Origin of the sequence: Micrococcus sp. KRD070, assembly GCF_017168435.1 — a bacterium.
Classification (GTDB): Bacteria; Actinomycetota; Actinomycetes; order Actinomycetales; family Micrococcaceae; genus Micrococcus; species Micrococcus luteus.
The window spans coordinates 185,439-211,060 of record NZ_JABFNH010000017.1; the positions used below are offsets into that span (position 1 = coordinate 185,439).

Genomic DNA, 25,622 nt, shown 5'->3' on the forward strand with positions numbered 1-25,622 from the left:
CCCCGGATCCGCACCGCCCCCGGCGCGCGGGGCCCGCACCGGGCCAGCCTGGGACCAGCGGCCCGGCCGGGCCGTCACCACCGCCCCGCACCGCGGGGCCCACTCCAGGAGGACCACCATGACCCACCGCTCCCACTCCGCCCAGCCCGCCGTCACTCGCCCGAGCGAGCGCGACCGCCTCGCCCGCGTCGTCGACGCCGCGAGCGAGGAGACCGGCGCGATCACGGCCGAGTACGGCATCCTCACGCTCGCCGCCGTGGGCTTCGCGGGCGTGCTGGCCGTCGTGCTCACCAGCCCGGACGTGCAGTCGCTGCTCGTGGACCTCGTCTCCGGGGCGCTCCAGCGTGACTGAGCACCCGATCTCCGCCCCGCCGTCCGGGCGCCGCACGGGCGCCCGGACGGCGGGGTGGCCCCGGGCGCTCCGGGGCGGCGAGACCGGGGCCGTCACGGCCGAGTACGCGGTGCTGCTGCCCGTGATCGCGTTCGTGCTCGTGTCCGTCCTGCTGGCCGGCGCCGCCGCGGTGCAGCAGGTGCGGGGTCAGGACGCCGCGGCGTCGGCCGCCCGCATCCTCGCCCGGGGCGACGACGAGGCGGCGGCCCGGGACGCGGTGGCGCGCATGGCCGGCGACGACGCCTCGCTCTCGCACACCGTCGAGGGCGGGTGGGTGACCGTCGAGGTCGTCCAGCCCGGCCCCGGGCCGCTCGCCTGGGCCGAGGTGCTCACCCTCACCGCCCACGCCGCCGCCCCCGACCAGCGGCCCGGAACGCCCGCCGCCTCACCGGAGGACCGGTCATGACCCGCGGGAGGGCGCCCGCGCGGGGCGAACGCGGCTCGGGCACCGTGTCCGTCCTGGGCACGGCCGCCCTGGGGGCGGGTCTGCTGCTGGCGGTCGCGGCGCTCGGGCAGGCCTCGGTCACCGGCTCCCGGGCGGCCGGGGCCGCCGACCTGGCGGCGCTCGCCGCCTCCGACGCCCGGCGCGGGCTCTCCGACCACGAGCCGTGCGTGCTGGCCGGGCGGACCGCCGAACGCAACGGGGCCGTCGTCGTGGCGTGCGAGGTGCGCGAGGACGGGACCGTGCGCGTCGCGGTCGAGCTCGCCCGCGCCCCGCTGCCGGCGGCCACGGCCGACGCCGTCGCGGGTCCGCCGCGGTCTCAGGCCCCGGGCGCCGCGTCCGCGGCCCCGCCGGGGGCGCCGCCCGAGCCGTCGGCCGAGGCGTCCGCCGGGACGAGGTGATCGGCGTGGTCCATCAGGAACCGCAGGACGGTCAGCGCGCCGGCCTTGTCCAGGGGGCTGTTGCGGTTGCCGCACTTGGGGGACTGCACGCAGGACGGGCAGCCCTCCGCGCACTCGCAGGCCGCGATGGCCCCCGCCGTCGCCTCGACCCAGCGTCGCGCCTGCTCGAAGCCGCGTTCGGCGAAGCCCGCCCCGCCGGGCCGGCCGTCGTAGACGAACACGGCGGGGGAGCCCGTGTCCGGGTGCAGGACCATCGAGACGCCGCCGATGTCCCAGCGGTCGTTCGAGGCGACGAGCGGCATCATGCCGATCATCGCGTGTTCCGCCGCGTGGAGGGCGCCGGGCAGGCGATCCGTGGTCAGACCCGCGGCGATGAGCTCGTCCGAGGCCGCCTGGAACCACACCGCCGAGGTGAACAGGTCCCGCGCCGGCAGGTCGAGGGGCTCCTCGCCGAGCACCTCCCCGGAGGCCAGGGCCTTGCGCTGGAAGGACACCACCTGGGTGCGGACCTGCACCTCCCCGAGGCACCAGCGCAGGGTGCTCTCGCGCGCGTCCAGGCGACGGTGCACCGCGACGATCTCGATCTCCGTGACGTCCCGGGCCTGCGTGGTGAAGTCCGGCCAGGCCCGCGTGACCACCACGGCGTGCGCGTCCTCGTCCAGCTCCGCCACGAGGTACGTGCGGTCCTGGTGCACGTACACCGCGCCGGGATGCGCCTGGTAGTGGGTCTGGGGCGAGTCCATCGTGCCCAGCAGGGCACCGGACTCGGCGTCGATGATGTCCATGGGCCCGCCGCCGTCGTCCCGCAGGGAGACCATGCCGGCGGCGTGCTCGGGGTGCGTCCAGAACCAGCCGGCCGGCCGACGGCGCAGCAGCCCCTGCTCGACCAGCACGTCCAGCAGGGCGCGCACCCGCCCCGGTTCCCCGAACCAGCCGAACGCCTCGGGCGTGATCGGCAGTTCCGCGGCGGCCGCGCACAGCTGCGGGCCGAGCAGGTGCGGGTTCTCCGGGTCCACCACGGTGTCCTCCACGCCCAGGTCGAACACGGCCTCCGGGTGGTCCACCACGAACGTGTCCAGGGGGTCGTCCGAGGCCACGAAGAACGCGAGCGCATCCTGGCCACCGCGCCCGGCGCGGCCGATCTGCTGGAAGAACGACGCGCGGGTGCCCGGCCAGCCGGCCACCACCACCGCGTCCAGCCCCGCGACGTCGATGCCCATCTCCAGCGCCGGCGTCGAGGCCATGCCCAGCAGCCGACCCGAGCGCAGGTCCGCCTCCAGCTCCCGCCGCTCCTCGGGCAGGTAGCCCGAGCGGTAGGCCGCGATCCGCGTGCCGAGCCCCGGCTCGACCTCCTCGAGCTGCCGCTTGGCCGCGCTGGCGATGGCCTCGGCCCCGCGCCGCGAGCGGATGAACGCCAGCGTGCGCACCTGCTGCAGGGCCAGGTCCGTGACCAGGTCGGCGGCGGCGGCCATCGCCGAGCGGCGGACGGGCGCGCCGTTCTCGCCCCGACGGTCCGTCAGCTCCGGCTCCCAGAACGCCACCGTGACCGCCCCGTGCGGGGACGCGTCCTCGGTGACGGCCGTGGCCGGCGCCCCGATCAGTCGGGCGAAGTGCCCGGCCGGATCCGCCGACGTCGCGGACGCTCCGATGAACACGGTCTCCGGACGGTCCCCGCGGTAGTGGGCGGCGATGCGCCGCAGCCGGCGCAGCAGGATGCCCACCTGCGAGCCGAAGACGCCCCGGTACGTGTGCGACTCGTCCACCACCACGAACGCCAGGTTCCGGAAGAACGCGGCCCACCGCTCGTGGTGCGGCAGGATCCCCACGTGGAGCATGTCCGGGTTGGTCATGAGAACGGTGGCGTGCTCGCGAGCCCAGATCCGGTCCTGCGGTGCGGTGTCGCCGTCGTAGGGGGCCGCGCGCAGCCCCGGGGCGCCGTCCCGCTCGAGGGCGCGCCAAGAGGTCAGCTGGTCCGCCGCGAGGGCCTTGGTGGGGGCGAGGTAGAGCGCGGTGGCCCGGGGGTCGGCGGCCAGCCGGGTGCCGACCGCCAGCTGGTAGCCCAGCGACTTGCCCGACGCCGTGCCCGTGGCGAGCACGGTGTGCGTCCCCGCGCCGGCCAGGGCCGCGGCGCGCACCTGGTGCAGCCACGGCCGCTCGACGCCGCGTGCCGCGAACGCCCTGACCAGGCCCTCCGGCGCGTCCGCGGGCCAGTCCGTGTGCCGGGCCTGCCGGGCGGGCAGCTCGGTGACGTGGCGAATCTGCTCGGGCAGCCCGGTCCGGCCCAGCGCCGCACGGAGTCCGGCCCCCGCCGGCGTGTCCGGGCGCAGGTCGCCGGGTGCCGTGACGGACAGCCCGGCCACGACGTCGGCCACCACCTCACCGACGGGCTGCGGCTCCGGTCCGGAGCAGTCCGGGGCGGCGTCGTCCACGCCCGGCGCGGCGTCCGCCGTGCCGGGCGGCCCCCAGCCGCCCGCGGGATCCGCCCAGGGATCGTGCTCCGGGAGGTGGCCGGTCACGCCCCCATGGTGCCGGTGTGCTCGGCGGTGGGGTTGTCCTCGGCCAGGCCGCGACCCCAGATGGACACGGGGCCGAGGTCGGTCCAGGCCAGGTGGCGGTACAGCTTCTGCCCGTCCGGCGAGGCGACGAGCAGGCCGCGGCTGATCTCACCCTCGCTCATGACCTCGGAGGTGAGGTAGCGCATCACGAGGGAGCCGAGGCCGCGGCGACGGTGGTTCGGGGACGTCCAGATCCGGTCGTAGACGGCGGTGCCGTCCTCCTCGGTGACCCAGCCGAGGGCGGCGAGCTCTTCCTCGCCCTCCGGCGCGGTCGAGGCGCCGACGGCCAGGATGCGCAGGCGACGGCTGCCCTCCATCGGCTGGTCCACGCGGGCCTCATAGCCCTCGGGCAGCAGCGGGGGCTCCACGTCCTGCAGCTCGGGGTCCATGTCCATGGTCATGAAGCGCTCCGGCTCGGCCTGGGCCTTCAGACCCATGGCCTTCGGGTCCTCGCCGGCGTCGCCGAACACGGTGAGCAGAATCTGCTCCTGGTCCCGCACCGCCTCGCGCAGGTCCTCGAGCTCCGCGCGGGAGGGGTTCACCACCACGTACTCCCACGTGGCCGGCACGTCCACCGTGGCGCGACCGGAGCCGCCGGGGATCATGCGGGCGGGGCGAGGGGTGCGCAGGGCCGCGCGTCGCCCCGCTTCCTGGCTGATGCGGTAGCCGCGCGATCGCGACCAGGCCGCGAACCAGGTGTCGACCAGTGCCGGATCCAGATGCTCAGTCATGTCTGAAGGGTAAGGCGTGAGGCCGGTGCGGGCCAGGTCCCGCCCGTCCCGCACGGCCGTCACGTCCGGGGTCGCGCACTAGCCTGGACCTCGATGAGCACCGCCCCCCTCTCCCGCATCGCGCTGTACTACCGGTTCACCCCGCTCGCCGACCCCGAGGCGGTGCGGTTGTGGCAGCGCACGCTCGCCGCGTCCCTCGGCCTGACCGGCCGGATCATCGTGTCGTCGCAGGGGATCAACGGGACCGTCGGCGGACCGGTCGACGCGGTCAAGCGCTACGTGCGCGGCACGCGGGAGCATCCGGCGTTCCGGGACCTCGAGGTGAAGTGGTCGGACGGCTCGGCGGCGGACTTCCCCCGCCTCTCCGTCAAGCTCAAGCCCGAGCTCGTCGCGTTCGGGGCCCCCGAGCGCGTCTCCGTGGACGCGGACGGCGTCGTCGGCACGGGGGAGCGGCTCACCCCCGCCCAGGTGGACGCACTCGTCGCCGAGCGCGCCGGCACCGCGAACCCCGTGCGCTTCCTCGACGGCCGCAACACGGTGGAAGCGGCCATCGGCCGATTCGACGGGGCCGTGGTCCCGGACGCGCACACCACCCGCGACCTGCTCGCCGCCGTCGACTCCGGGGCCCTGGACCACCTCAAGGACGCGCCGCTGATCACCTACTGCACGGGCGGCGTGCGCTGCGAGGTCCTCTCCGCCCTGCTCAAGGACCGCGGCTTCGCCGAGGTCTACCAGCTCGACGGCGGCATCGTCCGCTACGGCGAGGCCCGCGGCGACGCCGGACTGTGGCGGGGCGAGCTGGCCGTGTTCGACCGACGCCTGTCCACCCGCTTCACCGCCGACGCCGAGACCATCGGCCGGTGCGTCACGTGCCAGGCCCCGACCTCGGCGCTGCGCAACTGCGCCGACCCGGCCTGCACCACGCTCGAGGTCCGCTGCGCGGCCTGCGCCGTCGACGACCCCGAGCACCGCTGCCCCGTCTGCGCCCACCGCCCCCACCCCGCTGAGAGGACCGAGGCATGAGTCCCGTCCCGACACCTCCGTCGCCCCCCGCCCCGCGGCTGACACCGGCCACGGCCGTGGCCCTCGCCGCGGACCTGGCGGCCCTGCCGTTCACCACCGCCGCCGTCGAGGGGCTGCTCGGACCCGTGGCCACGCTCGCCCTGGACCGCGAGCACGCCGAGGCCGCCCGCCGCGTCGTCGCCGGTCACCTGGCGGGCCCCGACCGGCACGACGACGCAGCCGGCCCCGGCGACCGGCACGGCACGCGGGCCCTCGCCGCCGCCGTCGGGGCCTGGCTGCTCGGCGAGCCCGTCCCCGCCGCCGACCTCGACGCCGCCCTGCCCAGCCTCGGCCTGGCCGGGGCCGTGGCGGCCGGGCTCGTCGTCGAGGGGCCGGACGGACGCGTGCGCGGCGCGGTGGACCTCTCGCCGTATGAGGCGGACGAGCCGGGCCGGATGTGGATCGCCTCGGACCTGACGGCCCTGCAGCGGCGCGGCCCGCTGCCTCCCGAGCACGTGCTCGGCGTCGGTCGGGCCTCCCTCACGCTCGCCGGCGCCACGCAGCGCCGTCCCGTGGCCCGCGCCCTCGACGTGGGGGTGGGCTGCGGGATCCAGACCCTGCACCTGCTCGCCCACGCCGACCACGTCACCGCCACGGACCTGTCCGAGCGCGCCCTGGCCTTCACCCGGTTCAACCTGCTGCTCAACGCGGACGTGCTCGGCCTCGACCGGGAGCGGCTCGAGGACCGGGTCCGGCTGGCGGCCGGCGATCTGCTGGCGCCGGTGGCGGGGGAGCGGTTCGACCTCGTGGTCTCGAACCCGCCGTTCGTGATCACCCCGCGCACGGACCCGGACGCGCCCGTGCTGACCTACCGCGACGGCGGCCGCGAGGGCGACCGGATCGTCGCGGAGCTGATCGCGGCCCTGCCGGACGTGCTCGCCGAGGGCGGCACCGCGCAGCTGCTCGCCAACTGGGAGATCCCGGCGGGAGACACCGCCGACGCCGACACCGCACCCTGGGACGCGCGCCCGCGCTCGTGGCTGGCGTCGGGGATGCAGGCCTGGTTCATCCAGCGCGACCGGCAGGACCCCGCGGGCTACGCGGAGACGTGGCTGCAGGACTCCTCGCTCGAGCTCGACCCGCCCGCCTATGAGGCCGCCTACCGTGGGTACCTGGACGACTTCGCCGCGCGCGGGGTCGCGGGCGTGGGCTTCGGCCACGTGTGGCTGCGTCGGCCCGCCGCGGACGGCTCCCAGGGCCGGGGGTGGGTGGTCGCCGAGGAGCTGACCCAGGCCGTGGACGAGGCCCTCGGCGCCGCGTGGGCCGCCGCCGTCGCCCGCCGGGACCGGCTGGCCGCGGGCGCCGGGACGGGGGTCGACGTCGGGGACCCGGCCCTGGCCGCGCTGCGCGGCCTGCACCTGCGGGTGGCATCCGACGTGACCGAGGAGCGCCACCAGCGGTTCGGGGCGGAGCACCCCGAGGTGATCCTGGCCCGTCAGGGCTCCGGGTTCCGGCGTGTGGCGCGCCTGGACACCGCGACGGCGGGCGTCCTCTCGGCCAGCGACGGCGAGCTGTCCGTGGGGCAGCTGGTGGGCGCGGTCGCCGCGCTGCTGGAGCTGGACGAAGCGGGCCGGGCCGGCCTGCTGGCCGCGCTGCGGGAGCTGCACGAGGACGGTTTCCTCGTGGAGGGCTGAGCGGACGGCCCGGCCCACATCTCAGATCAAGCCGAGCCGCGCAGCGTGGCGCAGATGGCGCACGAACATCTCGTCGTCGGGATCCCCGCGGCGCATCACCGGCACGGCCTCGCCGAAGTCCGGGTCCGGCTCGGGGAAGCCCACGAGTCCCTCGAGGTGCTCGTCCACCATCTGCCCGAGCACGCCCTCCACCGTGAAGCCGGTCACCGCCCCGTCCTCGACCTCGAGGATCGCGGTGACGCGCTGACCCAGTGCGTGCTGGGTGAGGACCAGCCCGTAGGGGTGGTCCTCCTGGGGGACCTGACTCTCCAGCCCTGTCCAGTAGGCGACGTCGGCACGCTCGGCGCCCTCGTCCCACTCGGCTGCCGCGTCCGCGTCCTCCCGCTCCGACTCGAGGTGCAGGAGATACGCATCGAGGGAGCCGAAGGCGTGCCGGGCGAAGTGCAGCAGGGTGACGGTGTCCGTGACCGTCCACAGGAGCTTCTCCGTGTGGTTGCGCAGCTCCTCGTCGTGCTGCAGATGGCCGCCCGAGAGGATCTCGCGTGCCAGAGGTCTCGCGCGGTAGCACTTCTCCAGCAGGGAGCCCACGTCCGTCGCCGTGGGGTTCGGCCGAGCCGCGGACTCCCAGCGGCGGACGAGGTCCGCCGTCGACCCCGGGGCCGTCAACACCTCTCCTGCCCGGCCACGCCGTCGAACGCGTGGACGCCTTCGGGCTTGCGGTTGTCGCCGTGGTGGTGGCAGTACGTGCCCGAGCCCGACGTGTCCTTCTCCGGACCCACAGGCCTGAGGCCGGAGCCTGCGGACCGGGCGACGTGGACAGCACCCTGGACCGTGTGGGACGTGGCGCGGGACCGACGAGGATGCATGGCCTGAGCATAGGCTGAGTGTCCGGAGGCGGGCAGGAGGACCCGAGCCCGTGTCCGGCGGACGGGGCCCGCCCAGGGGCCTGTCAGGCTCCGGGCGTTATCGTGGTCAGCGCGCCCTACGATGTGGGGACGTCCGCCCCCGGCGGACACGGGTCGGCTCGCGTCGGCCCCGGACCCGCAGCCATCCCGTCCCAGGAGGACCCGTTGTCCACTACCCCCGCTTCCGTGACCGCTTCCGTGCCCGAGGGCAAGAAGCTGGTCATCGTGGAGTCCCCGGCCAAGAGCAAGTCCATCGCGAAGTACCTCAACGCGGTGGGCTCCGGCTGGGTGGTGGACTCCTCCGTGGGGCACATCCGCGACCTCCCCAAGCCCTCGGACCTGCCGGCGGACATGAAGAAGGGCCCGTTCGGCAAGTTCGCCGTGGACACGGAGCACGGCTTCACCCCGTACTACGTGGTGCACCCGGACAAGAAGAAGAAGGTCACGGAGCTCAAGCGCGAGCTCAAGGACGCCGAGGCCCTCTACCTCGCCACGGATGCGGACCGCGAGGGCGAGGCCATCGCCTGGCACCTGCTGGACACCCTCAAGCCCACGGTGCCGGTGTACCGGATGACCTTCGGCGAGATCACCGAGGAGGGCGTGCGCCGAGGCCTGGAGAACATCCGTGAGCTGGACACGGCCCTCGTGGACGCCCAGGAGACGCGCCGCATCCTCGACCGGCTCTTCGGCTACGAGCTCTCCCCGGTGCTGTGGCGCAAGGTCTCCCGCGGCCTCTCCGCGGGCCGTGTGCAGTCCGTGGCCACCCGCCTCGTCGTCGAGCGCGAGCGCGAGCGCATGGCCTTCGTCTCCGCGCAGTACTGGGGCGTGGAGGGCACCTTCACCGTCGCCGAGGGCGCGCAGGCCGCGGACGCCGTGGGCAGCTCGTTCACGGCCCGCCTCAGCACGGTGGACGGCGAGCGCGTGGCCACGGGCCGCGACTTCGACGACACCGGGCGGCTCAAGGCCTCCGCCGGCAAGAAGGTGACCCACCTGGACGAGGCCGGCGCCCGCTCGCTGGCCGAGGGTCTGCGCGGAGCGGACTTCACGGTCGACTCGGTGGAGGACAAGCCGTACACCCGCCGCCCGGCCGCCCCCTTCACCACCTCCACGCTGCAGCAGGAGGCCGCCCGCAAGCTCCGCATGAGCTCCCGCGTCTCCATGCAGGTGGCCCAGCGCCTGTACGAGAACGGCTACATCACGTACATGCGCACGGACTCGGTGAACCTCTCGCAGGAGGCCGTGCAGGCCGCCCGGCGCCAGGCCACCGAGCTCTACGGGGCGGACGCCGTGCCGGCCCAGCCGCGCGTCTACGCCAAGCGCAACGAGACCGCGCAGGAGGCCCACGAGGCCATCCGGCCCGCGGGGGACTCCTTCCGGACCCCGGCCCAGGTCAAGGCCGAGCTGCGCCCGGACGAGTTCCGCCTGTACGAGCTGATCTGGAAGCGCACCGTGGCCTCGCAGATGGCCGACGCCAAGGGCTACACCGCCACGCTGCGGCTCTCGGCCACCGCGCAGGACGGCCGCCTCGCGCAGTTCAGCGCCTCGGGCACGGTCATCACGTTCAAGGGCTTCCTCGACGCGTACGAGGAGGGTCGGGACGCCGAGGTCGACGGCGAGAACGCGGAGGCCAAGGACCGCCGACTGCCGCAGGTGGCCCAGGGCGAGCGCCTCACCGGTGACCCGATCGAGGCCACCGGGCACGAGACCTCCCCGCCGGCCCGCTACACCGAGGCGTCGATCGTCGCCGAGCTGGAGCGCCGCGAGATCGGGCGTCCCTCCACGTACGCCCCGACGATCTCCACGATCATGGACCGCGGCTACGTGTCCAAGCGCGGCACCGCGCTCGTCCCGTCGTGGACCGCGTTCGCGGTGATCGGCCTGCTCGAGGACTACTTCGCGAAGTACGTGGACTACGACTTCACGGCCCGCATGGAGGACGACCTCGACCGGATCGCCGCGGGCGAACTCGGCCGCGAGGCCTGGCTGCAGACCTTCTACTTCGGGGCCCCCGCCGCGGAGACGGAGAAGGGCGTCGAGGGCCTCAAGCACGTGGTGGACAACCTCGGCGAGATCGACGCGCGGGCCGTGAACTCGCTGCCGATCACCGAGGACATCACCCTGCGGGTGGGCCAGTACGGTCCGTACCTGGAGCGGTCGCTGCCGGCCGACGCGGAGGCGGGCGCCACCCCGCCGCGCGCCAACGTCCCCGAGGACCTGGCCCCGGACGAGCTCACCCCGGCCAAGGCCGAGGAGCTGTTCGCCACCGCCCAGCCCTCCGAGCGCGAGCTCGGCACGGACCCGGAGACGGGCCGGACCATCGTCGCCAAGGACGGGCGCTACGGGCCCTACGTCACCGAGGTCATCCCCGAGATGACCGAGGAGGAGCTGCAGGCCTGGCTCGACGCCCAGCCCACCGAGTACTACAAGAACGGCAAGCCCAAGCCGAAGAAGAAGCCGGCCAAGGAGAAGCCCCGCACCGGCTCCCTCTTCACGAGCATGTCCGTGGACACCGTGACCCTCGAGCAGGCGCTGCAGCTGATGTCCCTGCCGCGCGTCGTGGGCGCGGACGCCGAGGGCGAGGTCATCACCGCCCAGAACGGCCGCTTCGGGCCCTACCTGAAGAAGGGCTCGGACTCGCGCTCGCTCGAGTCCGAGGACCAGATCTTCAGCATCACGCAGGAGCAGGCCCTCGAGATCTACGCCCAGCCGAAGCAGCGTGGCCGCGGGGCCGCCAAGCCGCCGCTGGCCGAGTTCGGCGAGGACCCGGTCTCCGGCAAGAAGGTCACTGTGAAGGAGGGCCGCTTCGGCCCGTACATCACGGACGGCGTCACCAACATCACCGTCCCGCGCGGCCGCCAGCCCGAGGAGCTCACGGCGGAGGAGGCCTACCAGCTGCTCGCGGACAAGCGCGCCAAGGGCCCGGCCACCCGCGGCGGTGCCAAGAAGCCGGCGGCGCGCAAGGTCCCGGCCAAGAAGACCACCGCGCGGAAGAAGGCCTGAGCGCCATGCGCCTCGGCGTCCTGGACATCGGGTCCAACACCGTCCACCTGCTGCTCGTGGACGCCCACCCGGGGGCCCGCCCGGTCGCCTACGCGGAGCACAAGCGCTCCCTTCCGCTGATCCGCTACCAGGACGCCGACGGGGCGATCACGGAGGAGGGACAGCGGGAGCTCGTGGACTTCGTCCGTGAGGCCGCCGCGTTCGCGGAGGAGCATCGGGCGGAGGACATGATCTCGTTCTGCACCTCGGCGATCCGCGAGTCCGCGAACGGCGCCGCCGTGCTGGCCCGCGTGCAGGCCGAGACCGGTGTGCACCTCTCCGAGCTCACGGGGGACCAGGAGTCGGCCATGACGTACTTCGCCGTGCGCCGCTGGCAGGGCTGGGGCGCCGGCTCCATCCTGAACTTCGACATCGGCGGCGGCTCCTTCGAGATCGCCTACGGCCAGGACGAGCTGCCCTCGCACGCCCTGTCCCTGCCGCTGGGCGCCGGCCGCCTCACCCGCGACTGGGTGCTCGAGGACCCGCCCAGCCCCAAGGCGGTGAAGAAGCTCCGCAAGCACGTGGAGAAGCGACTCGAGGAGGCGTATACGGCCTTCCCGCGCATCGAGTCGCCCGTGGTGGTCACCGCCACCTCGAAGACGTTCCGCTCCCTCGCCCGGATCACCGGGGCGGCGCCGTCGGCGGCGGGCCCCTTCGTGAAGCGGCACCTGCGCGCGGACGACCTGCACCTGTGGGTGAACCGCCTCGCGGCGATGACCGTCGCGGAGCGGGCGGAGCTGCCCGGCGTCTCGGACGTGCGCGCGCACCAGGTGTTCGCGGGGGCGATCGTCGCGCTGACGGCCATGCGCACGTTCGGCATCGCCCAGCTCGAGATCTGCCCGTGGGCGCTGCGCGAGGGCCTGATCCTCAACCGCCTCGACGCGCTCATGCTCGAGGGCCACCTCACCCGGGACGGCCGGCCCGGCGTCGGCCACGTGAACCTCAACCCGGACACCCTCCTGCCGGGACTGAGCCTGGGGGTGCGCTGAGCATGGCGGACGCCACCGCGCACCTGGCCCCCGCGGCGCGCTTCGGCGCGGACATCCCCGTGACCCTGTCCTCCTCGTCCGTGTTCCCCCTGGGCACCCAGGACGTGTTCGCCACCGCCGAGGACCTCGGCTACGACGGCGTGGAGGTCATGGTCACGCACAACGCGTGGAGCCAGGACGCGCGGCGGCTGACGCGGCTGTCCGAGCGTCACGGGATGCCCATCGACTCCATCCACGCCCCCACCCTGCTGTTCACGCAGCAGGTCTGGGGCTCCGCGTGGTCCAAGATCCGCCGCTCCGTGGAGCTGGCGCAGGCCGTGGGTGCGGCCACCGTGGTCGCCCACCCGCCGTTCCGCTGGCAGGGCACGTACGCGGTGCGCTTCGCCGAGGGCATCCATGAGCTCATGGCGGAGACCGGCGTGGTGATCGCGGTGGAGAACATGTACCCGTGGCGGGCCTACGGCCGCGAGGCCAAGATGTACCTGCCGCACTGGAACCCGCTGCCCGAGCCGTACGAGCACATCTGCTGGGACTTCTCCCACGCGGCCATCGCGCGGGCGGACTCCCTGGCGGCCGTCCGCGAGCTCGGCCCGCGGCTGCGGCACGTCCACCTCACCGACGGCAACGACTCCGGCAAGGACGACCACCTGCTCCCCGGCGAGGGCACGCAGCGCGTGGCCGAGACCCTGCGCCACCTGGCGGCCGAGGGCCTGGCCGGTGCGGTGTGCGTGGAGGTGGGCACCCGCGGCGTGGAGTACGCGGGCCAGCGCGAGGAGAAGCTGGCCGCCTCGCTCGCCTTCGCGCGCGAGCACCTGGCCGCCGGCGGGACCGACCACCACGACGACGACGGCGTTCCGCGCCCGACCACGAAGGAGACGGACCGACCATGAAGCTGACCATCCTGGGCCTGGGCACCATGACCGGCGCGATCCTCGCCGGAGCCCTCGACGCCGGCGCCGTGCGCGCCGAGGACGTCACCGCCACCACCCGCTCCGCCGCCTCCGCCGAGAAGGCCGCCGCGCAGCACGGCGTCACCGTGACCTCCCAGGAGCGGGACGAACGCGCCAACCATGCCGCGGTCGCTGAGGCGGACATCGTCCTGGTGGGCGTGAAGCCGAAGGACATGGTCGCCACCCTCACGGACCTGGCGCCGTCGCTGCGCCCCGAGACCGTGGTGGTGTCCGTGGCAGCCGGCGTCACCGCCGCGACCATGGCCGCCGTGCTGCCGGCGGGGCAGCCGATCGTGCGGACCATGCCGAACACGCCCCTGACGGTGGGCTCCGGCGTCGTGGGCGTGGCCCCCGGGCCGGGCGTCACCGAGGAGCAGACCACCGCCGTGCGCGCTCTCTTCGAGGGCTCCGGCCTGGTGGTGCCGGTGGCCGAGGAGCAGCTCTCCGCCGTGGTGGCCACCGCCGGCTCCGCCCCGGCCTACGTGTTCCTGCTGGCCGAGCTGATCGCCGCCCACGGTGCGGAGATGGGACTGGACGCCGCCTCCGCCGAGGCCATGGCCGCGGCCACCGTCAAGGGCGCCGGCATCATGCTCCAGCAGGAGGGGGCCAGGGCCGAGGCTCTGCGCAAGGCCGTGATGAGCCCGAACGGCACCACCGAGAAGGCCGTGGAGGCGTTCCTGGACGGCGGCATGGGCGACCTCGTGAACCGTGCCATGGACGCGGCCGCGCAGCGCGACAAGGAGATGGCCGAGGAGTTCGGGGCCTGACGGCTCCGGCGTGCCTCAGGGCCGGGCGGCGAACCGGTCGATGAGGTCGGTGTGGCCCGAGACGATGAGGGTGTCGCGCGGGCCCACCCGGGTGTCCGGCTGGGCGTAGGTGAAGTCCTCGCCCGGGGTCTTCACACCCACCACGGTCACGCCGTACTTGGAGCGCACGTGGGACTCGGCGAGCGTGAAGCCCACGCACTCGGCCGGCGGGTACATCTTCACGATCGCGAAGTCGTCGTCGAACTCGATGAAGTCGAGCATGCGCCCGTTCACGAGGTGGGCGGCGCGCACGCCGGCGTCGTGCTCCGGGAAGATCACATGGTTCGCCCCGATCCGCTTGAGGATCGTGCCGTGCGCCTCGCTGATCGCCTTCACCCAGATGTGCGGGATCTCCAGGTCCACGAGGTTCACGGTGATCAGCACCGATGCCTCGATGGAGGTGCCCACGCCGACCACCGCCGTCGAGAAGTCCTGCGCACCGAGCTGGCGCAGGGCCTCGGAGTCGGTGGCGTCCGCCTCCACCACGTGGGTCAGCGAGGGGGCGTAGCGCTGCACGAGGACGGGGTCCCGCTCGACGGCGAGCACCTCGCGCCCCTGTGCGACGAGCTCCTCGGCCGTGGCGGCGCCGAAGCGGCCCAGCCCCACGACGAGCACGGGGGCGTTGGGATCGGTGCGCTGCGGGGTGTCAGCCAATGACCGGCCTCTCGACGGGGTAGCGGTAGAGCACGCGCCGCTGGCGCAGGGCGAGGGCGGCGGCGAACGTGATCGTACCAACGCGGCCCGCGAACATCATGGCCGTCAGGACGTACTTGCCGGCCGGTGGGCTCTCCGCGGAGACGCCCACGGAGAGCCCGCACGTGCCGAACGCGGAGATCACCTCGAACAGGGGCCGCTGGAGGGACTCGTCGGTGATGTGCACCAGCGCCAGAGTGGCCACGAGCACGAGGGTGGCCCCGAGTGCGAGCACCGCGATGGCCACGCGCAGGGACTCGGGGGCGATCGTGCGGCCGTGCGCCGTCACCTCGCGGTCGCCGCGCGCCTCCGCCACGATCGCGAGGAACATGATCGCCAGCGTGGTCACCTTGATGCCGCCCGCGGTGGAGGCGGACCCACCGCCCACGAACATCAGCGCGTCCATGAGCAGCAGGGACTCGGGCTGGTGCGCGTTCGTGTCGTCGATCGCGAAGCCTCCGGAGCGGGTCATCACGGAGCCGAACAGGGAGTGCCCGACCCGCTGCCAGAAGCCCATGCCGGCCTGGGTCGCCGGGTTGCCCGCCTCGAAGAAGAAGAGGGCGACGGCGCCGAGCACCAGCAGGGCCAGCGTCACCTCGACCGTGAGCTTGGTGTGCAGGTTCCACTCCCGGAACCGCCACCCCTTCTCCAGCAGCACCATGACCACGGGGAAGCCGAGCGCGCCGAGGAACACGCCGACGCCGAGCACCGTGATGACCACCGGGTCGTGCATGATCTCCGGCAGGCCGTCCACGTGCAGGGTGAACCCCGCGTTGTTGAAGGCGCTGACCGAGTAGAAGACACCGTGCCACAGGCCGGTGAGCCACGAGCCGGAGATGGCCGCGAACCGCGGCACGAGGACGAGCGCCAGCGCGGCCTCGGCGGTCAGCACCGTCACGACGACGACGCGCAGCAGCTGGCCGACCTCGCCGAGACTGCCGGAGGTCATGCCCGCCTGCTGCGTCGCCAGCTTCGACCTCAGGCCCAGATGCCGGGAGACGGCCAACGTGAGCAGCGAGGCCATCGAGAGGATGCCCAGGCCGCCGATCTGGATGGCCACGAGGATGATCACCTGGCCCGCGGGGGACCAGTGCTCGGCCGTGTTGACGGTGGTCAGACCGGTCACGGAGAAGGCGGAGACCGCGGTGAACATGGCGTCGTGCAGGGGGGTGGCGTGGCCGTCCGCCGCGGCCCACGGCAGGGCGAGGAGCCCGGTGAACACCAGGGCCATGAGGGCGAAGGCGGAGAGGGCGGCGCGGGCCGGGGAGCCGCCCACCACCGAGCTGACGGCACGGCCCGAGCGCCGCAGCGCCGTGCGCAGGTCGGTCGAGGACTCCAGCGTGGAGGCCTGGCCGGGCCGGGGGAGTCCGCCGGGCCGGCGCACCCCGCCGTGGCGGCGGGCGTGCGGGGTCGGACGGGGACCTGCCACGGGGCACCTCCTGCACGGGGACGGGGAACGGACCGGCTCCCAGTATCGCGCGCCCCTGAGGCCCGCGCGTCACGTGGGTGAGACATCCGAGGCGCTCGTCGCCACCGTGCCGCCCGGAGCCCTAGGCTGGACCGTGATGAGCACCACGTCCACCCCTCCCGCTCCCACCCCCGCCGCTGTGGTGTGGGACTCCAGCCTGCTCCGCTACCGGTTCAGCGCGGAGCACCCGATGGCGCCCCTGCGGCTGGACCTCACGCACCGGCTCGTGGAGGCGTTCGGCCTGCTGGACGCGCCCCACGTGCGGATCGTGGAGCCGCCCGTGGCCACGGACGAGCAGCTCGCCCTCGTCCACGATCCCGAGTACGTCGCCGCCGTGCGCCGGGCCGCGGCGACGTCGTCGGACGAGGACGGCTGCTTCGGCCTGGGCACCGAGGACTGTCCCGTGTTCCCGGACCTGCACGAGTCCGCCGCCCGGATCGCGGGCGGCTCCCTCGTCGCCGCGGAGGCGATCTGGTCCGGCGAGGTGGACCGCGCCGTGAACTTCGCCGGCGGCATGCACCACGCCGCCCGGTCCTCGGCGTCCGGGTTCTGCATCTACAACGACTGCGCCGTGGCCATCCAGCGCCTGCTGGACCTCGGCGCGGAGCGCGTCGCCTACGTCGACGTGGACGCGCACCACGGCGACGGCACGCAGTCGATCTTCTACGACGACCCCCGCGTGCTCACCATCTCCCTGCACGAGACGGGCATCAGCCTGTTCCCGGGCACGGGCTTCGCCAACGAGATCGGCGGCTCGGCCGCTCAGGGCACAGCGGTGAACGTCGCGCTGCCCCCGCGCACCGGCGACGCCGGCTTCCTGCGCGCCGCCCACGCCGTGGTCCCCCCGCTGCTGCAGGCGTTCGCCCCGGACGTGCTGGTCAGCCAGCACGGCTGCGACGGTCACCGCACGGACCCGCTCGCCGACCTGCGGCTGAGCGTGGACGGCCAGCGCCAGCTCGCGTTCGACGTCGGCGACTGGGCCGACCGGTTCGCGCACGGCCGGTGGCTGGCCACCGGGGGCGGCGGCTACAACCCGCTGCGGGTGGTGCCGCGCGCGTGGGCCCACCTGACCGCCGCCGTCCTGCAGACCCCGATCCCGGTGAAGAGCGAGATCCCCGCCGCCTGGATCGAGCACGTCCGGACCCTCACCGCGGACGAGCTGACCGGGGACATGTCCGTGCACGAGGGGGACGACGCCGAGCGGATCCCCACCGTGATGGGCGAGGACGCGGATGTGTGGTGGCGCTCGTGGGAGGTGGGCTACGACCCGGCCGACCCGGTGGACCAGTCGATCATGGCCACGCGCCGCGAGGTGTTCCCGCTGCACGGGCTGGACCCCTGGTTCGACTGAGACGGCCCGCGTCCCGGTTCGACCGCGGCCCGTGCGGCCGGTATTGTGGCCGAGAACGTTTCCAGGCGTTCCACATCCGGTGGAATGCGGGTCGGCGTGTCCGGCGCCCCGGATGCCTGCGGTCCCACGACCGCCGACCCTCGCCCCGATTCAAGGAGTCCCCATGGGATCTGTGATCAAGAAGCGCCGCAAGCGCATGTCGAAGAAGAAGCACCGCAAGCTGCTTCGCAAGACCCGTCACCAGCGTCGCAACAAGAAGTGACGCCCGCGCCCTCCGGGCGCTGACGAGACGAAGCCGCCGTCCCCTTCCGGGGGCGGCGGCTTCGTCGTGGACGGCGATCCGTAGAGTGGGGGCCATGACCGCCGACCTGCCCGCCGCCACCGCCCGCGTCCAGCTGCTCGTGAAGCCCGGCTGCCACCTGTGCGCCGACGCCGAGGCCACGGTGGCGCAGGTGTGCGACGCGCGGGGCGAGGCCTGGGAGGCCGTCGACGGCGCCGCGCACCCGGCCCTGCTCGAGCGGTTCGCGGACGAGGTGCCCGTGCTGTTCGTCGACGGCGTCCAGCGCGACTTCTGGCGCGTGGACCCGGCCCGCCTGGGCCGGCTCCTGGACGCCCCGCGGGCCTGAGCGGGCTCAGCGGCGCGCGAAGCGCTGCCAGGCCTTCAGCCGCATGTACTCCGTGGCGTCCGGGCGGTAGGCGAGCACGATGCCGGCGACGCCGAGGCCCACCCACACCAGGTCCAGCGAGCTGAACGCCCCCATCACCGCGTTGGAGACCAGCACCAGCACGGACAAGGACGCCAGCACCGTTCCGACGATGCGCGCGGCGCGCGAGCCGCCGCGGATCGCGAACGCCACCCACAGGTAGACGAGGAACGCGAGCACGCCGAACACGGCCGCCGTCGTGGCGAGGGCCGGAAGCATCCCGTCCGTCATGGCGCGCATCTGCTCCGCCTGGTCGGCGGGCAGATTCATCTGCTCGACGGACCGGTCCAGCTCCTGCTGGATCGCGGCCTGGCCCTCCGGCTGGGTGATGGCGAAGGCCGCCAGCAGGGTCGTCGCCAGCAGCAGGAGGCCGCCCGAGACGATCAGCCAGAACGCGGCCGTCAGGGAACGCGGCCGCGGGGGCAGCTCGACCGGGCCGGGAGACTGCCAGCCGGCCGGGCCGTGGGGGGAGGGGGCCTGGGGCATCCCCGCCTGGCCCGGGGCGCCGTACGGAGCCGCCGGCGGTGCGCCGTAGGGGTTCTGGCCGTACGGGCTCGCGCCCGACGGGTCGGGGGAGCCCGGGGTCGGCCCCTGCGGGGCGGCGCCGTACGGGTCGGAGCCGTACGGGTTCTGGCTGCCGTGGGGATCGGTGGGCGAGGTGCCGGACATGGGGCCTCCTAGCGACGCCGACGCTCGCGGCGCCTCGGTGCGGACGGGGGTGGCGGCGCGGTCGCGCCGAGCTGTGCCCCACGCTACCGCCGGGGCCACCGGTCCGCCTCTGCCAGACTTGCCCCATGCAGACGCTCGCCACCGTCCACCTGGTCCGCCACGGAGAAGTCCACAACCCCGATCGTGTCCTCTACGGCCGCTTGCCGGAGTTCGGGCTCTCGGAGCTCGGCCACGAGATGGCCCGGGGCGTGGCCGCGTGGTTCGAGGAGCGCGCCGCGCAGACCGGCCGGGCGCCCGCCGTCGTCGCCGCCTCCCCGCTGACCCGCGCGCAGCAGACCGCCGCGCCCATCGCGGCCGCGTTCGACCTGCCGCTGGTCACCGAGCCGGACCTGATCGAGGCGGAGAACGCCTTCGAGGGCATGTCCCAGGTGGCGGCGTCGCTGAAGCGGAACCCGCGGCTGTGGCCCCGGCTGCGCAATCCCCTGCGCCCGTCCTGGGGCGAGCCGTACCGCGCGCAGGCCGCCCGGATGCTGGCCGTCGTCGACCGGCTCCGCGGCGAGACCGTGGCCGCCGACGGGCCCGGCGCCGAGTCCGTGCTCGTCTCGCACCAGCTGCCGATCTGGGTGACGCGCCTGGCCGTCGAGGGCCGTCCGCTGTGGCACGACCCGCGCCGGCGTGAGTGCTCGCTGACCTCCGTGACCTCGCTCGTGTACGAGGAAGGGCGCAGGGTGCCGCGCGTCGAGTACCGCGAGCCGAACCAGGCCCTGCTGAAGGACGCCTCCTCCCTGCCGGGCGCCTGAGGCCCCGACGGCGGCCGGCGTCGACGACGCCGTCCGTGGCCTCCCACGGGGTGGGGGTGTGACGTCCAGGGTTCAGTCAGAATGCGGGGCGGACAGTAGACTCCCCAGGTCCCCGGAATCCAGCCCCGCGCGTCCCCTGGAAGGCAGCCCGCCATGCAGACCCCCCGTCCGTCCCGTCGCACCGTGCTGACCGGCCTCTCGCTGCTCGGCCTCGCGCCCGTCCTCGCGGCGTGCTCGGGGGACGACTCGCTGACGCAGCAGGCCGGGAACGCGGACGGCAAGAACTACATCGCCGGAGACGGCTCGGTCCGCGAGATCGCGCCGGAGGAGCGCGGCGCCCCGGTCGAGTTCTCGGCCGAGCTCTTCGACGGCAGCCCCGTGACCGGCGCGAGCCTGCGCGGCGCCCCGGCCCTGCTGAACTTCTGGTACGCCGCATGCGCCCCGTGCCGCGTGGAGGCCCCCCACCTCGTGGCCCTGCACGAGCAGTTCGAGCCGCAGGGCGTCCGGTTCCTCGGCGTGAACGTGCGGGACACCGCCACCACCGCCCAGGCGTTCGAACGGACCTTCGAGATCCCGTACCCGTCCGTCGAGGACGCCCGCGGCGAGGTCCTGCTGAACATGACCGACCACGTGCCGCCGCAGGCCGTGCCCTCCACCCTCGTCCTGGACGTCGAGGGCCGCGTGGCCGCCCGCGTGCTCGGCGCCGTGGAGGAGTCCACCCTGCGCGCCCTGCTCACCACCGTGGTGGACGAGGCCGCGGCCTGACCCGGCCGCCGTGTCCATGCAGAGCAACCCCTTCGCCGAGATCGCCCTCGACGGCTCCCTGCTGCTGGCCGCGCCGATCGCCGTGCTGGCCGGCCTGATCTCCTTCCTCTCCCCGTGCGTGCTGCCGCTCGTGCCCGGCTACCTCGGCTATGTCACCGGCCTCGGCGGGGACGTGCTCACCAGCCGCCGCCGCGGGCGCCTCGTGCTCGGCTCCGTGCTGTTCGTGCTCGGGTTCGCCGTGGTGTTCGTGGGCATCACCGTGGTGTTCACCCAGGCCATGGTCTGGCTGCGGCGCGACGGCGCCTGGGTCACCCCCGTGCTCGGCGTGCTCGTGATGCTCATGGGCCTCGTGTTCCTCGGCGGCGGCGGCCGGCTTCAGCAGGAGCGCCGCGTCCACTTCAAGCCCGCCGCCGGCCTGGTCGGCGCGCCCCTGCTGGGCATGACCTTCGGCCTGGGCTGGGCGCCGTGCATCGGCCCCACCATGGCCGCCGTCCTGGCCATGTCCACGGCCAGCTCCGGCTCCGTGGGCCGCGGCGCCCTGCTCGCCTTCCTCTACTGCCTCGGCCTGGGCCTGCCGTTCGTGCTCATGGCCCTCGGCATGGAGCGCGGCATGCGGGCGGTCGGGTTCTTCACGCGGCACCGCGTGCTGATCATGCGCCTCGGCGGCGCCCTGCTGATCGCGCTGGGCCTGCTCATGGTCACCGGCGTCTGGACCGCCTGGACCACGCAGCTGCAGCTGTGGTTCGCCAACGAATGGGAGATGCCCCTGTGAGCTCCAAGGCCGCCCGGACGCGCTCCGAGCCCGTCACCCTGCCGCGCCTCGGCCTGGCGGGCACCCTGCGCTGGATCTGGACCCAGCTGACCAGCATGAGCACCGCGCTCATGCTGCTGCTCCTGCTCGCCGTCGCCGCCGTGCCCGGCTCCCTCGTGCCCCAGCGCCGTGCCGGCCCCGAGATCGTGGACCAGTGGATCGAGGACAACCCCGTGTGGGGCCCCGTCCTGGACGCCCTGCAGTTCTTCGACGTCTACAACTCCGTCTGGTTCTCGGCCATCTACCTGCTGCTGTTCGTCTCCCTCGTGGGCTGCGTGTGGCCGCGCGCCATCCAGCACGCCAAGGCCCTGCGCCAGCCCCCGGCCCGCACCCCCCGCAACCTGACGCGCCTGCCGGCCTCCGGCGTCGTCGTCCTCGAGGAGGGCGGCCCGAGCCCCGAGGAGGCCGTGGCCAGAGCCCAGGCGTGGCTGCGCAAGCGCCGCTACCGCGTGGAGCGGCGCCTCGAGGCCGGCGGCGCGTCCGTGGGCGCCGAGCGCGGATACCTGCGCGAGATCGGCAACATCCTGTTCCACGTCTCGCTGATCGGCGTGCTCGTGTTCATGGCCTACGGCGGCATGACCAAGTACGGCGGGCAGAAGATCATCGTGGAGGGCGAGGGCTTCGCCAACAACCTCGTGGCCTACGACTCCTTCACCCCCGGCACCTACTTCAGCGCGGACGACCTCCAGCCGTTCTCCCTCACCCTCGACTCCTTCGACGCCGTGTTCGACCGCGAGTCCGAGACCCACTACGGCCAGCCGCTGGACTACACCGCCGTCATGGACGTCCGAGAGGGCTCCGGCGGCGAGCTCCAGCGCCAGATCCTCAAGGTCAACCAGCCGCTGGACATCGACGGCGTGCGCGTCTACCTCGTGGGCAACGGCTACGCGCCCGTGGTGACCATCCGCGACGGCGCCGGGGACGTGGCCTTCCAGGGCCCCGTGGTCACCCGCGTGTTCGACCAGAACTACGGCTCGCAGGCCACCATCAAGGTCCCCGACGCGCGGCCGGACCAGCTGGGCTTCGTCGGCTTCTTCCTGCCCTCGGCGGTGGAGGACGAGAAGGGCGCCGCGTTCTCCGCGGACCCCGAGCTGCTCAACCCGGAGCTGCAGCTGAACTCGTACTACGGGGACCTCGGCCTGGACACCGGCCGCCCGCAGAACGTGTACGTGCTGGACACCGCATCCCTCACCGAGCTCAACAGCCGCACCAACGAGAACGGCGGCATCGTGCTCAGCCCGGGCCAGACGTACGAGCTGCCCGAGGGCAAGGGCTCCATCAGCTTCGACGGCGTCCGCCGCTACGTCGGCCTGGACATCCACTACGACCCGGGCAAGTGGGGCGTCGGCGTGTTCGCCGGCACCGCCCTGCTCGGCCTGGCGATCAGTCTGTTCGTCCGCCGCCGCCGCGTGTGGGTGCGTGCCCGCACCGACGACGACGGCCGCACCCGCGTGGAGTACGCGCTGCTCGCCCGCGGCGAGGAGTTCGGTCTCCACGAGGAGCACGTGGCCCTGCGCGCCGCCATGGAGAAGTGGTGGCCCATCGTCGCCGCCACCGAGACGGCCGACGACGCCGCGGCCGGTGCCGCCCCCCAGTCCACCCCGCCGGCCCCGCCGACGCCCGATCAGGAGACTGACAGTGTTCAACCCCACGGCCCCCGTGAACGAGCAGCTGGCGCTGTACAGCGACCTCTTCATGCTCATCGCCGCGCTCGTGTACGCGGCGGCGTTCATCCTGTTCACCATCGACATGGCCACCGCCTCGGCCACCATCCGCCGCCTCGAGGCCGACCTCGCGGCCCAGCGCGGGCAGGTGCGCACCGCTCCGGCCCGCGAGACCGTGGGGGCCGCCGTCGGCGGGTCCACGGCGGTCGGCGCGAGCGCCTCCGACGCGGCCCGTCCGACCGGCGCCGCCGAGCGCGGCGTCGACGCGGACGGCGCCCTCGTGGACGAGGACATGGACTACACGGGCGGCGGCCGCCGCCCGGTCGCCAACGTGGCGGTGGCCGTGCTGGCCGTCGGCTGGGCGCTGCACGCGTTCGCCGTCGTCGCCCGCGGCCTCGCCGCCTCCCGCGTGCCGTGGGGCAACCTGTACGAGTTCATGACCACGGGCGCGCTCGTGATCACGACCGTCTACCTGCTGTTCCTCTTGCGCAAGGATCTGCGCTTCGTGGGCACGTTCGTCACCGGCATCGTCGTGGCGATGATGTGCGCGGCCACCATGGGCTTCCCGACGCCGGTGGGCCACCTCCAGCCGCCGCTGCAGACGCCGTGGCTCGTCATCCACGTGTCCATCGCCGTGCTTGCCAGCTCGCTGTTCGCGCTGACCGCCGCGATGTCCGTGCTGCAGCTGGTGCAGGACCGCGCGGAGAAGCGCGCTGCGGCGGGCGAGCGCTCGTGGGCGTTCCTGCGCCTCGTGCCGGCCGCGCAGGGGCTGGAGAACTGGTCCTACCGCCTCAACGCCGTCGGCTTCGTCATGTGGACCTTCACGCTGATCGCCGGCGCCATCTGGGCCGAGGCCGCGTGGGGCCGCTACTGGAACTGGGACACCAAGGAGGTCTGGACCTTCGTGATCTGGGTGGTCTACGCGGCGTACCTGCACGCCCGCGCCACCCGCGGCTGGACCGGTGCCCGCGCCGCGTGGCTGAGCATCGTCGGCTTCGCGTGCATCGTGTTCAACTACACGATCGTCAACACGTACTTCCCGGGCCTGCACTCGTACGCGGGTCTGCCCGGCTGAGTCCGGCGGGGCCCCTCAGGCACGCGGCCCGTCGCCGTCCGGGTCGGCGTCGTCGTCGCCCTGCTCCCGACGACGGCGCAGCTCCTCCTCGCGGGCGCGCAGCTCGGCCTCGCGGCGGTCCAGGTCCTGCTCGCGGGCGACCTGGCGGCGCTGCACGCGCAGGCTGCGCAGGAACGCCTCGTCGTCGTCCGGGGCCCCGGTGGGTCGGGGCGCGGGGCGGCCGCCCGCGCCGGCCGGGCGAGCGCGCCCGAGCAGCAGCCACAGCAGCGGCCCCACGAGCGGCACCAGCACGATGACCGCCACCCACGCCGCCTTCGGCAGGCTGCGCACCTCGCGGGCGGGGGTCAGCAGCGCCTCGAACAGCGCGTAGAGGGTCAGACCCGCGAGGATGATCGCGGCGGGGATGATGAAACGGCCCATCCCGCCAGTCTAGGCGCGGGCTGTGGGGTCGGCGGGCGGGCGGGCGTCCCTGCTCGTAGGATGGACCGGTGCGCATCTTCTTCTACGGTCTGGTCCGCGTGGTCCTCTTCGTCGCCCTGTGGGCGCTGTTCTACTACGTGATGGACCTCTGGATGATCTTCGCGGTGATCGCAGCGGCGATCCTGGCGTTCGCCGTCAGCTACCTCTTCCTCGACCGCCTGCGCACGGGGGCCACCGAGGACCTGTCCGCCGCGTGGGAGGGCCGCCCGGGCCGCCGGGGCCGCACCGAGACCGCCGACGCGGACGCCGAGGACGCCTACACCGAGGGCCGGTTCCGCGAGTGAGCCCCGCGGGGCGACGGGGCGGATGCCGCCGCCGGCGCCGCCGTCATCCCGTGCGGCTCAGAGCAGCGCGCCGAGGGTGAACGTGATCGCGTAGACGATCCCGATCACGCCGGTCGCGCGCAGCACCGGGATCAGCGCCCGGCGGTCGTCGGCGCGCAGCACCGTGCGGATCGGCCGGATCGCGAGCAGGCCGCCGATCGGCACGAGCAGCAGCCCCGGGTGCACCGCCACCCAGAACAGCGGCAGCAGCAGGGCGACGGCCAGCATGACGCCGTAGGACGCCCGCGCGGGTCCGTCGCCCAGGCGGGCGGCCAGCGTCATCTTCCCGACCTCGCGGTCCGTGGGGATGTCCCGGATGTTGTTGGCCATGAGCAGGGCCGTGGAGATCAGCCCGCAGCCGATCGCGCCGGCCCAGGCCAGGCCGCTGACGGCGTCGGCCTGGGTGTACGTGGTGCCGAGGACGGCCACCAGCCCGAAGAACACGAACACGAACACCTCGCCGAGGCCGAGGTACCCGTACGGCCGCTTCCCGCCGGTGTAGAACCACGCGGCCAGCACGCAGGCGACGCCGACCAGCAGGAACCACCAGTGCCCCGAGAGCAAGATGAGTCCCAGGCCGGCCAGCCCGGCGAGGCCGAAGAACGCGAAGGCCGCCTGCTTCACCCGGGCCGCGGGCACGAGCCCGGAGACGGTGAGCCGGAAGGGGCCGACACGCTCGTCGTCGGTGCCGCGGATGCCGTCCGAGTAGTCGTTGGCGTAGTTCACGCCGATCTGCAGCGCGAGCGACACCACGAGGGCCAGCAGCGCCGCGCCGAGGTGGAAGGAGCCGAGCTCCGCGGCGGCGGCCGAACCGACGATCACGGGGGCGATCGCCATGGGCAGCGTGCGCGGGCGCGCGGCGGCGACCCACTGGGAGAGCGTGGCGGCCATGGGCGGGGGTTCCTCCTGGGGAG

At 74.0% G+C, this 25,622-nt stretch carries 25 protein-coding genes and 1 pseudogene; 18 read left to right on the forward strand and 8 right to left on the reverse strand.

The features are described 5' to 3' along the window. Window positions 1–118: 118 nt before the first annotated feature. Genes J1M38_RS06090 through J1M38_RS06100 form a run of 3 tightly spaced genes read left to right on the forward strand, consistent with a single transcriptional unit; the run spans window position 119 to window position 1,234 of the window. Window positions 119–352, forward strand: coding sequence for a DUF4244 domain-containing protein (locus J1M38_RS06090; RefSeq protein WP_049161531.1), 234 nt, complete (start codon window positions 119–121; stop codon window positions 350–352). After that, window positions 345–797 (forward strand): TadE family type IV pilus minor pilin, encoded by a 453-nt coding sequence (locus tag J1M38_RS06095; protein WP_060973650.1) that lies wholly within the window; start codon window positions 345–347, stop codon window positions 795–797. Before J1M38_RS06090 ends, J1M38_RS06095 begins: the two co-directional genes overlap by 8 nt. Further along, complete coding sequence (locus tag J1M38_RS06100) at window positions 794–1,234, forward strand: Rv3654c family TadE-like protein (RefSeq protein ID WP_060973649.1); 441 nt, start codon at window positions 794–796, stop codon at window positions 1,232–1,234. Before J1M38_RS06095 ends, J1M38_RS06100 begins: the two co-directional genes overlap by 4 nt. Here the strand turns inward: J1M38_RS06100 and J1M38_RS06105 are convergent. Together J1M38_RS06105 and J1M38_RS06110 are read right to left on the reverse strand one after the other, a co-directional pair. Next, a complete protein-coding gene (locus J1M38_RS06105; RefSeq protein ID WP_060973648.1) occupies window positions 1,153–3,750 on the reverse strand; it encodes a DEAD/DEAH box helicase in 2,598 nt (865 codons plus the stop codon). The two genes, J1M38_RS06100 and J1M38_RS06105, sit on opposite strands and share 82 nt — an antisense overlap. Then, a complete protein-coding gene (locus J1M38_RS06110) occupies window positions 3,747–4,520 on the reverse strand; it encodes a GNAT family N-acetyltransferase (RefSeq protein WP_060973651.1) in 774 nt (257 codons plus the stop codon). Before J1M38_RS06110 ends, J1M38_RS06105 begins: the two co-directional genes overlap by 4 nt. Before the next feature lie 93 nt (window positions 4,521–4,613). Here J1M38_RS06110 and J1M38_RS06115 point away from each other — a divergent pair, with 93 nt between their 5' ends. Continuing rightward, window positions 4,614–5,543 (forward strand): rhodanese-related sulfurtransferase, encoded by a 930-nt coding sequence (locus J1M38_RS06115; RefSeq protein WP_123244261.1) that lies wholly within the window; start codon window positions 4,614–4,616, stop codon window positions 5,541–5,543. Continuing rightward, entirely contained in the window at window positions 5,540–7,216 is a 1,677-nt protein-coding gene (locus J1M38_RS06120; RefSeq protein ID WP_060973652.1) for a methyltransferase, read from the forward strand. The genes J1M38_RS06115 and J1M38_RS06120 overlap by 4 nt, the downstream gene beginning before the upstream one ends. Window positions 7,217–7,237: 21 nt before the next feature. Here J1M38_RS06120 and J1M38_RS06125 read toward each other — a convergent pair whose 3' ends face one another. Further along, window positions 7,238–7,885 (reverse strand): hypothetical protein, encoded by a 648-nt coding sequence (locus J1M38_RS06125; RefSeq protein ID WP_230594486.1) that lies wholly within the window; start codon window positions 7,883–7,885, stop codon window positions 7,238–7,240. A 401-nt stretch (window positions 7,886–8,286) separates the two neighbouring features. Between J1M38_RS06125 and topA the strand changes: the two genes are divergently transcribed. The 4 genes from topA to proC are packed head-to-tail and all read left to right on the forward strand — an operon-like array spanning window position 8,287 to window position 13,866. Then, a complete protein-coding gene (gene topA / locus J1M38_RS06130; protein WP_123244262.1) occupies window positions 8,287–11,121 on the forward strand; it encodes a type I DNA topoisomerase in 2,835 nt (944 codons plus the stop codon). A 5-nt stretch (window positions 11,122–11,126) separates the two neighbouring features. Further along, on the forward strand, window positions 11,127–12,149 hold the full coding sequence (locus tag J1M38_RS06135) for an exopolyphosphatase (RefSeq protein ID WP_036341216.1): 1,023 nt from the start codon (window positions 11,127–11,129) through the stop codon (window positions 12,147–12,149). Window positions 12,150–12,151: 2 nt separating this feature from the next. Further along, window positions 12,152–13,039 carry a sugar phosphate isomerase/epimerase gene (locus tag J1M38_RS06140; protein WP_060974114.1) on the forward strand — a complete coding sequence of 296 codons (888 nt, stop codon included), beginning with the start codon at window positions 12,152–12,154 and terminating at the stop codon, window positions 13,037–13,039. Beyond that, entirely contained in the window at window positions 13,036–13,866 is an 831-nt protein-coding gene (proC, locus tag J1M38_RS06145) for a pyrroline-5-carboxylate reductase (protein WP_060974113.1), read from the forward strand. The genes J1M38_RS06140 and proC overlap by 4 nt, the downstream gene beginning before the upstream one ends. Before the next feature lie 15 nt (window positions 13,867–13,881). On the opposite strand, the gene J1M38_RS06150 is transcribed toward proC, so the two are convergent. Together J1M38_RS06150 and J1M38_RS06155 are read right to left on the reverse strand one after the other, a co-directional pair. Continuing rightward, on the reverse strand, window positions 13,882–14,559 hold the full coding sequence (locus J1M38_RS06150) for a TrkA family potassium uptake protein (protein WP_002856329.1): 678 nt from the start codon (window positions 14,557–14,559) through the stop codon (window positions 13,882–13,884). Further along, a complete protein-coding gene (locus J1M38_RS06155; protein ID WP_002856331.1) occupies window positions 14,552–16,027 on the reverse strand; it encodes a TrkH family potassium uptake protein in 1,476 nt (491 codons plus the stop codon). Before J1M38_RS06155 ends, J1M38_RS06150 begins: the two co-directional genes overlap by 8 nt. A gap of 136 nt (window positions 16,028–16,163) precedes the next feature. On the opposite strand from J1M38_RS06155, the gene J1M38_RS06160 reads away from it, so the two are divergent. From J1M38_RS06160 to J1M38_RS06170, 3 genes are all read left to right on the forward strand, one after another. After that, window positions 16,164–17,417 (forward strand): acetoin utilization protein AcuC, encoded by a 1,254-nt coding sequence (locus J1M38_RS06160; RefSeq protein WP_002856333.1) that lies wholly within the window; start codon window positions 16,164–16,166, stop codon window positions 17,415–17,417. 163 nt (window positions 17,418–17,580) lie between these two features. Beyond that, window positions 17,581–17,679: an AURKAIP1/COX24 domain-containing protein gene (locus J1M38_RS06165; protein ID WP_005504750.1), complete on the forward strand. Its 99-nt coding sequence runs from the start codon at window positions 17,581–17,583 to the stop codon at window positions 17,677–17,679. Window positions 17,680–17,773: 94 nt separating this feature from the next. Beyond that, complete coding sequence (locus tag J1M38_RS06170) at window positions 17,774–18,043, forward strand: glutaredoxin family protein (RefSeq protein ID WP_002856337.1); 270 nt, start codon at window positions 17,774–17,776, stop codon at window positions 18,041–18,043. Window positions 18,044–18,049: 6 nt separating this feature from the next. Here J1M38_RS06170 and J1M38_RS06175 read toward each other — a convergent pair whose 3' ends face one another. Beyond that, window positions 18,050–18,790, reverse strand: a complete 741-nt coding sequence (locus tag J1M38_RS06175) for a hypothetical protein (RefSeq protein WP_002856339.1) — start codon at window positions 18,788–18,790, stop codon at window positions 18,050–18,052. Window positions 18,791–18,915: 125 nt separating this feature from the next. Here J1M38_RS06175 and J1M38_RS06180 point away from each other — a divergent pair, with 125 nt between their 5' ends. From J1M38_RS06180 to ccsB, 5 genes and pseudogenes are all read left to right on the forward strand, one after another. Further along, complete coding sequence (locus J1M38_RS06180) at window positions 18,916–19,590, forward strand: histidine phosphatase family protein (RefSeq protein WP_002856340.1); 675 nt, start codon at window positions 18,916–18,918, stop codon at window positions 19,588–19,590. Window positions 19,591–19,743: 153 nt separating this feature from the next. After that, entirely contained in the window at window positions 19,744–20,355 is a 612-nt protein-coding gene (locus J1M38_RS06185; protein WP_206481307.1) for a TlpA disulfide reductase family protein, read from the forward strand. Between the two features lie 16 nt (window positions 20,356–20,371). Continuing rightward, window positions 20,372–21,127, forward strand: a complete 756-nt coding sequence (locus J1M38_RS06190) for a cytochrome c biogenesis CcdA family protein (protein WP_036334702.1) — start codon at window positions 20,372–20,374, stop codon at window positions 21,125–21,127. Further along, window positions 21,124–22,802: pseudogene (locus J1M38_RS06195) on the forward strand (cytochrome c biogenesis protein ResB). Before J1M38_RS06190 ends, J1M38_RS06195 begins: the two are co-directional and overlap by 4 nt. Before the next feature lie 2 nt (window positions 22,803–22,804). Further along, window positions 22,805–23,905, forward strand: coding sequence for a c-type cytochrome biogenesis protein CcsB (ccsB, locus tag J1M38_RS06200; RefSeq protein WP_078025960.1), 1,101 nt, complete (start codon window positions 22,805–22,807; stop codon window positions 23,903–23,905). A 15-nt stretch (window positions 23,906–23,920) separates the two neighbouring features. Here the strand turns inward: ccsB and J1M38_RS06205 are convergent, their stop codons facing one another. Beyond that, on the reverse strand, window positions 23,921–24,325 hold the full coding sequence (locus J1M38_RS06205; protein ID WP_078025959.1) for a PLDc N-terminal domain-containing protein: 405 nt from the start codon (window positions 24,323–24,325) through the stop codon (window positions 23,921–23,923). 68 nt (window positions 24,326–24,393) lie between these two features. Here J1M38_RS06205 and J1M38_RS06210 point away from each other — a divergent pair, with 68 nt between their 5' ends. Beyond that, window positions 24,394–24,669 carry a DUF4229 domain-containing protein gene (locus J1M38_RS06210; protein ID WP_078025958.1) on the forward strand — a complete coding sequence of 92 codons (276 nt, stop codon included), beginning with the start codon at window positions 24,394–24,396 and terminating at the stop codon, window positions 24,667–24,669. A gap of 57 nt (window positions 24,670–24,726) precedes the next feature. Here J1M38_RS06210 and J1M38_RS06215 read toward each other — a convergent pair whose 3' ends face one another. After that, window positions 24,727–25,599 (reverse strand): 1,4-dihydroxy-2-naphthoate polyprenyltransferase, encoded by an 873-nt coding sequence (locus J1M38_RS06215; protein ID WP_073116739.1) that lies wholly within the window; start codon window positions 25,597–25,599, stop codon window positions 24,727–24,729. Between the last annotated feature and the right edge of the window lie 23 nt (window positions 25,600–25,622).